This window comes from Sphingomonas sp. NPDC092440, from assembly GCF_044754985.1.
In the GTDB taxonomy this organism is placed as follows: Bacteria; Pseudomonadota; Alphaproteobacteria; order Sphingomonadales; family Sphingomonadaceae; genus Sphingomonas.
Genome location: NZ_JBIVQA010000003.1, coordinates 163,892 through 174,832, shown reverse-complemented (window position 1 = coordinate 174,832; position 10,941 = coordinate 163,892). Strand labels below are relative to the sequence as shown.

Here is a 10,941-nt window from a genome sequence, read left to right as displayed (position 1 = left end):
GACCGCGGGAAGCGGAACGCGGGAAGCGGAACGCGGGAAGCGGAACGCGGGAAGCGGAACGGCCGGCCGGGTTCGCACCCGGCCGGCCGCTTCGTTTCCGGACCCCGGATCAGAAGGTCGTGCTGAGGCCGAGCGAGAAGATCCGGCCCAGATTGTAGCGGTTCACCAGCACGACATTGCCGTTCGGGAAGGTCTGCCGCTCGTCGAAGCGCGTGCGGGTAAGGTTGCGCCCCTCCAGCTTGAGCTCGAACTTGCCGCCGGCCAGCTCGAAGCCCTGGCGCGCAACGATGTCGAGGCGGATGCCCGGACGCTCGACGATGTCCGGCTGGAACCCGTTGCCTGACAGGTTGGAGGGGCCGCGATTGGTCACGCGGTCGCTCGCATAGTTGAAGAGCAGGGTCAGCTGCGAGAGCCTCTGCGTGTCCTCGATGCCGAGCTGCAGGTTGACCAGGTGATCCGACTGGCCGGTGAGCGGCGCCCCGTCGCGGAACTGCAGGCTGGCCGGGCCGAAGCCGGTGGCGCAGCGCGCCAGCGTCTGGTTCAGCACGTTGGGAACGCAGCTGCTGTCGGCCGTGATCGACGAATGGGTATAGGTGTAGTTCGCGATCACCAGCGCGCGGCGGGTGCTGAAGAAACCGCCCAGCGTGTCGAGCGGGAAGTATTTCTGCATTTCGACTTCGGCACCGTAGAGCTTCGCCTTGGGCAGATTGGTGAAGCCGGTCTGCAGGCGATCGTCGGCGCCGGTATAGAAGCCCACCTGCTCGATCGGATTCTTGATCCGCTTGTAGAAGCCCGCCAGCGTGAAGCGCTGGTCGCGCGCGAAGAACCATTCGAAGCGCGTCTCGAGATTGTAGAGTTCCGAATCGCGCAGCAGCGGGTTGCCGAAGAACAGGCGATCCGAGTCCGGATCGCGGAACTGCTGCGGCGCCAGCTCGCGGAACTGCGGGCGCGAGACGGTCTTCGAGAAGCTGTTGCGCAGCTGCATGTTCTCCGCGAAGTTCCAGGTGACCGTGATCGCCGGCAGGAAATAGTCGTTCTTCAGGCGCGTGCCGGTGGTGCCCACCGGGGTGACGCTCTGCTCGGCCTTTTCGTAGCGGACGCCCGCCACTGCCCGCAGCCCGTCCAGCGCCTCGGTCTCGGCCTGGAAATAGCCCGCGTTGATGCGCAGCTTCGCATCATAGGCATAGGCGCCGAGCGGCGTGTTGAACTGCATCTCGATGGTGCAGGCGCCGCGGCGAACCTGCGGGCAGGCATTGTTCACCACATCGGGGCTGAGCAGATAATCCGGACGCAGCAGATTGTACGGATAACCCGGCGCGGTGCCGCCACCGGCGCTGGTCTGGTAGTTGAACTGCAGGCGCCGCGAGAAGCGATCGGTATCCGAATAATAATAGCCCGCCGACAGCGTGAGCGGGATCGGATTGAGCTTGTAGACCAGGTCCGCCTGGCCCGTCCAAAGATTCTCGTTCAGGTCCGAGAAGATGATCGAGGCGAAGGGCGAGAAGCGCTGGGTGACCTGGTACACGCCGTTGCACTGGAAGCCGCCGACGCCATTGCCGCCGTCATAATTGGCCGGCACGCCGGTCGTGGTGGTCGGCGAGCAGAGATAGTCGAACTGGCGCTCATAGGGCGCGTTGCGCTTCGAATTGGCATAGGCGCCGCGCAGGTCGAGCCGCAGCGCGGGCGAGAAGCGGAACTCGCCGACCAGCTGGCTCTCGAACAGCTGGCGCTCGAACCAGTTGGTGTTCTGCTGGAAGCGCAGCCCGCTGGCATTGTTGTAGACCACCGCCGCCGAGCCGCGCCCCTGCTTGAGCACGTCGCGGATATAGACGTTGGTCCAGCGGATCGTGCTCTCGCCGAACGAATAGCCGAGGCCGAGCAGCGCGTTGCCGACGATGCGGTTGTCGGTGAGCAGCGTGTGGTAGTCGTTCCGGATCGCGCCATTCTCGGTGACGCTGTCCTGCTGGCGGATCGAACGGGTCCGGAAGGTATTGCTGTAGCCGACCGAGGTGATCACGCCGAGCCGGTCCGAACCCAGATCGAACACCATGCCCGTGCTGATCTCTCCCGACCAGTTGGCCGGAAGATGATCGTTGCGCTGGAGCAGCGTGGTCGAGGCGTTGGAAAGCTGGAGCACCTGCCCGGCGGGGATCAGGCCCGAGCCGGCCGGCGCATTGCGGATGAAATCGGGCACGCTGCGCGTACCCTTGTCGAAGCCGAGCCAATCGGTCTTGCTGCCGAAATAGGTGTAGCCAAGCTCGCTCGTCGTCGCCGTATCGGCCGAGATCGACCCGCCGACCGTCACGAAGTTCTTGTCGGGAATCGCCTTGGTGGTGAGGTTGATGACGCCGCCACCGAATTCGCCCGGATAATTGACCGAATAGGTCTTCTGGACGAGCGCCGACCCGACGATCGAGGTCGGGAAGATGTCGAGCGGCACCGAGCGGCGCAGCGGCTCGGGGCTCGGCAGGGGCGAGCCGTTGAGCAGCGACGAGGAATAACGATCGCCGAGACCGCGGACATAGACGAAGCCGCCGCCCACGACGCTGAGGCCGGTGACGCGGGTCAGCGCGCCGGCGATGTCGCCCTCGCCCGTGCGGGCGATGTCCTCGCTCGACAGCACCGACACCACTTGCGGCGTGGCGCGCACGACGTTCGGGATATGGCGGCCGACCACGACGATGTCGGTCAGGTCCATGTCCACGCCCGGCGCGGAGACCTCGGGAGTCTTCTGCTCCTCCTGCGCATCGGCGGCGGGCGGAGCAGGCGCGGCTTGCCCCGTCGTCTGGGCGAGCGCGGCCGGAGAGACGAGTTGGGACGTCAGGAGAAGAAGCGTGGCGTAAGCAAGGCGTCGCTGCATGGCCGTGTCACCCAGTAGAATTTATGAGCAATGTCGGGGCAGCGGATCTCGCCGCCCCGACAGTTTCCGCACGAGCTGCAGGGGCCTCAGCGGCCGTTGCAGCTGAAATAGACCGAGTTGAACACCGGCGGGCCCTGATCCTGGAGCGCCGGGTTGGCCGGCCGGATCGTCGAGCGGTCGCTGGCGCTGGTCTCGCCCGCAACCATGTTGACGCAGGCCACGTTGGCCGGAGTCTTCACGATGCCGTTGACGAAGGTGAAGTCGGCACCGCCGCGGATGCGGATGGCAGCCGGCGCCAGCGCCGTCTGGATGAAGGTGAAGTTGGCGTAGCGGCCCCAGGTACGGGGCAGCAGGTCCTCGAGGCCGTTCGAGTCGATCTCGGTCGAGAAGGAGTCGGCAGTCGCGCCCGACACCTTCTGCGCGGCGATGATGAACTGCATGAAGCCGCGCCAGCCATTGTCGACGTCGAAGCCGTCGTCGTCGGCACCGGTCACCGCGAAATACTTCAGGTTGGTGGTGCCGCCGAAGATCTCGACACCGTCATCCGCCGAGTTGTGGCTCTGGACATGGTCGATGATCGTGCCCGAACCGGTGGCGCCCAGCGTCAGGCCCTGGAGCTCGTTGCCGTCCGAGATGGCGATGCCGGTGTAGCGGATCTGGACAAACGACATCTGGCCGCTGCTGTCGGCTTCGTTGCTGCCGCCGTAGAAGCGGCCGGTCACGCCCTCGATCGCCTGCTGGCAGGGCGTACCGGTGCTGCCGCCGGTGCCCGAGGCGCAGACCGCGGTGGTCGAGCGGCCGAGCAGGATGATGCCGCCCCACTGGCCCTGGGTCACGTCGCTGACGCCGTTGTTGGCGAGATTCTGCTGCGAGGTGAAGATGATCGGCTGGGTGACCGTGCCCACCGCCTGGATCTTCGAGCCGCGGTTGACGAGCAGCAGGTCGTTGGTCGGCTCGGTCGAATCGGCCGCGATGACGACGCCGGCCGCGATGGTGAGCGTCACGCCGGCACCGCCGGTCGCGCCCTGATCGGTGCCGACCTCGGTCTGGCCACGCAGGCGGTAGACCACGCCCGAGATCTTCGGCAGCGACAGGTCGGTGGTGATCGCCTGGGGCAGGCGGCACAGGCGGAAGGTCTGGGTCAGGCCGTCATCGGTGGTGCCGGCCGGGCAGGCCGCGGTCGAGCCGCCGCTGCCGATCGCGGGAACCGCCGTGCAGTTGGCGCTGGTCGCGCCGAAATTGGCCGTGGTCGAGTTGCAGGTCCAGCCGTCGAACGCCGTGTCGGTCGGGCCGTTGAGCGCGCCGACATAGTTGGTGCTGACGAAGAAGGGATTGAGCGTCGCCGGGTTGAAGGCCGGAGTCAGCGAAGTCGCGCTGACCGGGAAGATGCCGTTCAGCTGATTGGTACCGTTGACGTTGTTGTTCGAGCCCGCATTGACGATGTCGAGCTGCTCCTGCGCCGTGATGCTGATGCTGTTCTGCGTGGTGACCGCCGCGAACTGGGCCGCGGTGATCGCCGACGGCGGCGTCGGAGTCGGCGTGGCCGGCGGAGTCGGCGTCGGCGTCACGATGACGACGCTGCCGGCGCCCGGGGATGCCACATTGCCCGCGCCGTTACACGCGGAGAGTGCCGCAGAGGCGGCTGTCGTCATGAGAATGAGGCCGAAGCGCTTGAAGCTCGCCATCGCGCAAAAACTCCCGGTCGTATCGTTGCTGATCCGGGCGCGCGGCGATCGAAACGATTGCCCCCTTTGCGCCCGGGCCGGGGTTAGGCCGGGATAATGACACGTACATGAGTTGTGAGAGTCGTTACGATGACAGAAAAATGACGATAATATTACAGCCAATCAGGCGATCGCTCAGGCAATGGGCCAAATAACGCGCCCGCGATGAAGCATCCGCGCGGATCCGCTTCATGAATCGCCGATGAAAGCATCATGTCATTCGCCGGGCATCCGGACAAGATGGCCGCGCTGCATCACCATGGTCACCGTATCGAGCGCGCCGATGTTCGCGGCGGGATCGCCGGCAACGGCGACCAGATCGGCGATTCGCCCGGGCGCGATGGTGCCGATCTCGTCGCCCAGCCCGATCAGCTTCGCGTTGCCGGCCGTCGCCGTCCAGAGCGCGTCGAGCGGCTTCATCCCCCAGGCGACCATCAGCGCGATCTCCCGCGCATTGGCGCCGTGCGCGAACACGCCGGTATCGCCGCCCACGCACATCGTCACGCCCGCCGCGAGCGCGGCGGCATAGCTGGCGCGCTTGGCGCGGATCGCCTCGGGCTCGGGCGCCGCCCCGTTCCAGCCGCCATAGCGGGCGATCGCATCGGTGGCCGCGAGCGTGGGACAGAATGCCACGCCGCGCGCCTTCATCAGCGCGAACACCGCCGGCGTGGCATCGTTGCCATGCTCGATCGTGTCGGCCCCGGCCAGGATCGCGCGGCGCATCCCCTCGGGCGTGCTGGCATGCACCGCGACCTTGCGCCCGGCATCATGCGCGGCGGCAATGCCTGCTTCCAGCTCGCCAAGGCTGAAGGTCGCGCGGCTGGGCTCGCCCGGCCCCCAGCGATAATCGGCGTAGAATTTCACCCAGTCGGCCCCATGCGCGATCTGCCGGCGCACCGCGGGAACGATCTCCTCCCCGCTCACCTCCTCGGCACCCTGCGGCACGTCATAGGCATAGCCCTTGGGGCCATAGGCGCCGGTGGCGACCAGGGCGCGGCCGGCGATGAGCAGGCGCGGACCGGGCACGATGCCCTGCTGGATCGCCTGTTTGAGCCCGGCATCCGCCTCCCCCGCGCCTTCGGTGCCGAGGTCGCGGACCGTCGTGAAGCCCGCCATCAGCGTCGCGCGGGCATGCGCGACCGCCCGGGCGGTGCGGAGCGCCAGCGGCTCCTTCATCACCTGGTCGTTCCAGCTCGTCTCGTCATAGGGATGGAGGAAGAGATGGACGTGGAGGTCGATCAGCCCGGGCAGCAGCGTGGTGCCGGGCAGCGCCCGCGTCTCGGCACCGGGCGGTGCGGCGACGTCCGGACCGACCGCCACGATCCTGCCGTCGGCAACGAGGACCTTCCAGCCGTCATGCATCGCGCGGTCGCTCGCCGTGAAGACGCGATCGGGAACGAGCAGCACCGGCACTTTCTGGGCGAAGGCGCTGCCAGGGAGCAGCAGGAAGGCGGCGGCGAGCAGGCGGCGGAGCTTGGTCATGCCCATGAGACTGGCAAAGGCGGAGGGTCCGCGCCAGCCCTCTCCCGCTGCCCGGCGCGCGGATCAGTACATCGCCGTCATCGCCACGCCGGCAGTGATCAGGATCACGCCAAGGGCCTGGCGCAGGCTCAGCGCCTCGCGGAACAGGCGATGGCCGGCGGCCGCGGCGATGGGCATCTCGATCACGCCGAGCGCGCGCACCGCGGCGGCCGGCGCCAGGTTGAGCGCCAGGAACCAGCCCGAGGAGGCAAGCGCGCCGAACAGGCCGGCGCCCAGCGACTGGCGCCAGCCGGCGATCACCGCCACGAGCGCGGCCCGATCGCGCATGCCGAGATAGAGCCCCAACCCCGCCGCCTGCACCGCCTGGACGATCGCGACACAGGCCATGGCCGAGAAGAAGGGGTGATGCGGCTCGAGCCGCAGCCCAGCATGGCGGAACGCGTTGAGCGCGAAGCCGAACAACAGGCCCGAGGCGACGCCGAACGCGATGCCGAGCACCGGGTGCCCCGCGCCCTCGACCTTTTTCGGCCAGACCAGCACGGCGAGCCCCAGCGTCGTCACTGCCACGCCCGACCAGCCGAGCGCGGAGAGATTGTCGCCGAACACGAGCAGGCCGACAGTGGCGGCGAGCGGGACCGAGCTCTGCTGGAGCGCGGTGCCGACCGCGAAGCCGGCATGGTGCATCGCGAGCAGCAGCGCGGCGGTGGCAATCACCTGCGCCAGCGCCCCGGCAAGCGCCGGCCACCAGAACGCCCAGCCGAACTGCGGCTGGACCTGCGGCGTGATCGCGACGGCGATCGCGGTGAAGACGAGCGAGAAGGGCAGGCCGAACAGGAAGCGCACCAGCGTCGCACCCCAGGGCCCCGTGTTCGACATCATGCCGCGCTGAAGCGCGTTGCGGCCCACCTGAAATGCCGCCGCCGCCACCGTCGCCACTGCCCAGAGCACGCGCCTACTCCACCCGATCCTCTCGATTCGCGCGGCCTTACCCGCTTCCCGCATCCTCGCGAACCGCATTCTCGCGAAGGCCGGGAGGGCGATGGCCGGCAAGCGGCTTCATGCCTTCCTTCGGCCATCAATCCAGCCAATGGTTCCGCAAAAGAAATGATGGGTTGCACGCGCGTCGCCCGGCGGATCATGCCGCCGGGCATCAAACCAAGGAGCCCAGGATGAAGCCGATCCATCTCGCCGCGCTCGCCCTGCTCGCCGCCGCGCCCGCGCCCGCGCAGCAGCCGCGGCAGCAGAATCCCACCGCCGCCGCCACCACTGTCGCCACGGCCCAAGGCAAGCGCCCGCCCCGCCCGATCCGCGCGACGCGGCGTACCGCCTCGCCTTCTCCCCTCATCCTCGCCAGGGCCGGGATGGCAATGGTTGGGAAATGGCTTCGAGCCTTCATCCATTAATCCAGCTAATGGCTCTTCCGAGAAATGCTGGTTTGCGCGCGCGCCGTCCCGTGGATCATCTCGCCGGGCAGCAAATCAAGGAGCCCAGGATGAAGTCTATCCATCTCGCCGCGCTCGCCCTGCTCGCCGCCGCGCCCGCGCCGCAGCAGCAGGACGATCCGCTCACTCGCCCGATCGCCCCCGAGGCGGCCGCCAAGTGGATCGGTCCGCAGGCGCCGATCCGGGTCCATGGCAACAGCTATCTGGTCGGCTTCCAGGGCATGAACGTCGGCCTGATCGACACCGGCAAGGGGCTGATCCTGATCGACGGCGCCGTGCCGCAATCGGTCCACGCGATCGAGGCGAACCTGAAGAAGCTCGGCTATCGCATCGAGGACGTGAAGCTCATCCTCAGCACCGAGCCGCATTTCGACCATGCCGGCGGGCTCGCCGCCCTCGTGCGGGACAGCGGCGCCACGGTGCTGGCGAGCGACTGGGCCGCGCAATCGCTCAGGCGCGGCATGAGCAGCGCGGACGATCCGCAGGTGGCATGGCTGGTGCCCTTCCCCGCCGTCTCCCGGGTGCGGGTGGTGAAGGACGGCGAGGCGATCCGGCTGGGCAACGTCACCGTCACTGCCCGCGCCACGCCGGGCCATACGCCGGGAAGCATGAGCTGGACCTGGCGAAGCTGCGAGGGCCGCGCGTGCAGGGCGATGGTCTTCGCCGCGAGCCTCAACCCGGTCGCCGCCGACGGTTATCGCTTCACCAGGCATCCCGAAGTGGTCGCGAGCTTCCGCGCTTCTCAAGCCAGGTTCCGCGCGATGCCCTGCGACATCATGTTCAGCGCGCATCCCGACAATTCGGGCGGCGTCGAGAAATATGCACGTTTCGCCAAGGGCATGCGACCGAACCCCTATCTCGATCCCACCGCCTGTCGTGCCTATGCGACCCGGTCCGCGACGGCGCTGGCCAAACGGCTGGCCGACGAACAGGCGGGGAAGGCACGCTAGGTTGAGAACCCAAACAAGTATCTGATTTTCCGCCGTCATCCCGGCCTTGCGCCGGGATCCCGCTTCTTCTTCCGTCAGCAAGGCAGCGGGACCCCGGCTCAAGGCCGGGGTGACGAAGGAGGAATATGAGTCCTCAACCTAGCCGCCCCGCACTCAGGAAAAGGCCCGCCGGTCAGGCGATCGGCGGGCCCCTCTTCATACGCGTCGTCGATCAGCTCACCAGATGCGCACCCGGTCCGCCGGCGCAACATATTGCTTCTGGTCCGGCCCGATCTTCCATGCCGCATACCAGGCGTCGACGTTGCGCAGCGGATTCACCGCGCGGATCTGACCGGGCGAGTGCGGATCGCTGACCAGCTGCTGGCGCAGCGCCTCGGTGCGGAACAGCGTGCGCCACACCTGGCCCCAGCCCAGGAAGAAGCGCTGGTCGCCGGTATAGCCATCGATCAGCTTCGCCTTCTTGCCGCCGAGCGACTGGTGATAGGCATCGAGCGCGATCAGCACGCCGCCCAGGTCGCCGATATTCTCGCCCATCGACGCGCGGCCGTTGATGTGGACGCCGGGCAGCCCGTCGAAGCTATAGGCCTCGTACTGGGCGCCGAGCCGCGAAGCCTGGGCCTCGAACTTGGCGGCGTCCTCCGCCGTCCACCAGTCGCGCAGCACGCCATTGCCGTCGGACTTGCGGCCCTGATCGTCGAAGCCATGGCTGATCTCGTGGCCGATCACGCCGCCGATGCCGCCATAGTTCACCGCGTCATCGGCCTGCGGATCGAAGAAGGGCGCCTGCAGGATCGCGGCCGGGAAGACGATCTCGTTCTTCACCGGGTTGTAATAGGCGTTCACCGTCTGCGGGGTCATGCCCCATTCGGCCTTGTCCACCGGCCCGCCCAGGCGGTTGCGGCGATAGTCCCATTCGAAACGGCCGGAGCGCTCGGCATTGCCGACCACGTCGCCCGGCTTCACTTCGAGCGCGGAGTAGTCGCGCCACTTGTCGGGATAGCCGATCTTGACGGTGAAGCCCTTGAGCTTGGCCTGGGCCTGGGCCCTGGTGGCCGGGCTCATCCAGGCGAGCTTGTCGATCCGGCCGGCCAGCGCGACGCGCAGGTTCGCCACCAGCGTGTCCATCTTCGCCTTGGAGGCCGGCGGGAAATAGAGCGCGACATAGTCGCGGCCCACACCCTCGCCGATGCCGCGCTCGGTGAACGCCACCGCGCGCTTCCAGCGCTCGCGCTGCTGGGGCTGGCCGTTCAGGAACTTGGAGCGGAACTCGAACTGCGCATCGACGAAGCGCTTCGACAGCAGCGGCGCGATGTCGTCGGTGGTGCGGAAGGCCTGCCAGGCCTTAAGCGTGTCGAGATCGGCATCGGCGAAGATCTTGGCAATCACCGGGATCGCGCTGTTCTGCGCGACGATCACGCGATCGGCCTTGCCAAGGCCGGCCGCCGCCCAGAAGGCGTCCCAGCCAAAGCCCGGCGCCTGCGCCTTCAGTTCGGCGATGCCGGTGGGATTGTAGGTCTTGTCGCGGTCGCGGCTCTGCGCGCGCGTCCAGTGCGCCTTGGCGATCTGAGTCTCCATCGCGACGACCTTGGCCGCCGCCGCGTCGGCATCCGCCCAGCCGGCCATGCCGAGCAGCTGCGCGACATATTGCTGGTAGCGCGCCAGCTGCGGCGCGAACTTGGCGTCGAGATACAGGTCGCGGTCGCCAAGGCCGAGGCCGGACTGGCGCAGATACAGGGCATAGACGTCCGGGTTCTTGGCGTCGTCGTTCACGCCCACGCCGAAGAAGCTGGCGCCGAAGCCGCCGACCGAGGCACCCATCAGCCGGGCCAGGTCGTCCTTGCTGGCGGCTGCCTTCACCGGCGCCAGGCGCTCGGCGAGCGGTTGGGCGTCGAGCTTCTCGGCCAGCGCCTCGTCCATGAAGCCCGAATAGAGGATCGCCGCCTTCATCCGGTCCGGGTGCGCGGCATCAGTGGCGCTGTAGCCCGAGATCAGGCTGCGCATCCGCACTTCCGAAAGATCGCGCAGCACCGCGAAAGCACCGTAGGAGGAGCGGTCGGCGGGGATCGCCGTGCGATCCGTCCAGGCGCCGTTGACGAAGCGATACCAGTCGTCGCCCGGCTTCACGCCCTTGTCCATGCCGGTGAGGTCGAAGCCCCAGGTGCCGTAGCGCGCCGCGCCCGCATCGGCGGTGGCGCCGGCCGCAACGGGCGCGGCGGATTGCTGGCTGAAACCGATCGCAGGCACGGCGAGCACGGCCACAGCCGATGCGAGCAGCAGATATTTCTTCAATGGAGGTCCCCCGATATTGAGACGTTAGGCGCGTCTGGGGATGGTGTGTCACGACGTCGGCAGCCGCGCAATATCCTTGCGCGGGCCCGAATGCCGGCCGGCGGATCGGCGCGCTGGCCAGCGTCGCGCGGCGGATTCGAGCCAGGTGCGGCGCGCGGAAGTTTACGAAACATACGCTACGCTTTCCCTCTTTG

At 67.8% G+C, this 10,941-nt stretch carries 7 protein-coding genes; 2 read left to right on the top strand and 5 right to left on the bottom strand.

Going from position 1 to position 10,941, the window contains the following annotated elements; genetic code table 11:
* Window positions 1-109: 109 nt before the first annotated feature.
* The 4 genes from ACIQCS_RS06145 to ACIQCS_RS06130 all read right to left on the bottom strand — a co-directional run bounded on the left by ACIQCS_RS06145 (window position 110) and on the right by ACIQCS_RS06130 (window position 7,014).
* Complete coding sequence (locus ACIQCS_RS06145) at window positions 110-2,860, bottom strand: TonB-dependent receptor domain-containing protein (RefSeq protein ID WP_345851140.1); 2,751 nt, start codon at window positions 2,858-2,860, stop codon at window positions 110-112.
* A gap of 86 nt (window positions 2,861-2,946) precedes the next feature.
* Window positions 2,947-4,545, bottom strand: a complete 1,599-nt coding sequence (locus ACIQCS_RS06140) for a hypothetical protein (RefSeq protein WP_345851139.1) — start codon at window positions 4,543-4,545, stop codon at window positions 2,947-2,949.
* Window positions 4,546-4,800: 255 nt separating this feature from the next.
* On the bottom strand, window positions 4,801-6,066 hold the full coding sequence (locus ACIQCS_RS06135) for an amidohydrolase family protein (protein ID WP_345851138.1): 1,266 nt from the start codon (window positions 6,064-6,066) through the stop codon (window positions 4,801-4,803).
* Between the two features lie 63 nt (window positions 6,067-6,129).
* Window positions 6,130-7,014: a DMT family transporter gene (locus tag ACIQCS_RS06130; protein ID WP_345851137.1), complete on the bottom strand. Its 885-nt coding sequence runs from the start codon at window positions 7,012-7,014 to the stop codon at window positions 6,130-6,132.
* A gap of 221 nt (window positions 7,015-7,235) precedes the next feature.
* Here ACIQCS_RS06130 and ACIQCS_RS06125 point away from each other — a divergent pair, with 221 nt between their 5' ends.
* A complete protein-coding gene (locus tag ACIQCS_RS06125) occupies window positions 7,236-7,469 on the top strand; it encodes a hypothetical protein (protein WP_345851136.1) in 234 nt (77 codons plus the stop codon).
* 89 nt (window positions 7,470-7,558) lie between these two features.
* Complete coding sequence (bla, locus tag ACIQCS_RS06120; RefSeq protein ID WP_345851135.1) at window positions 7,559-8,458, top strand: subclass B3 metallo-beta-lactamase; 900 nt, start codon at window positions 7,559-7,561, stop codon at window positions 8,456-8,458.
* A gap of 216 nt (window positions 8,459-8,674) precedes the next feature.
* Here the strand turns inward: bla and ACIQCS_RS06115 are convergent, their stop codons facing one another.
* Entirely contained in the window at window positions 8,675-10,747 is a 2,073-nt protein-coding gene (locus ACIQCS_RS06115) for a M13-type metalloendopeptidase (RefSeq protein WP_345851134.1), read from the bottom strand.
* Window positions 10,748-10,941 lie beyond the last annotated feature (194 nt).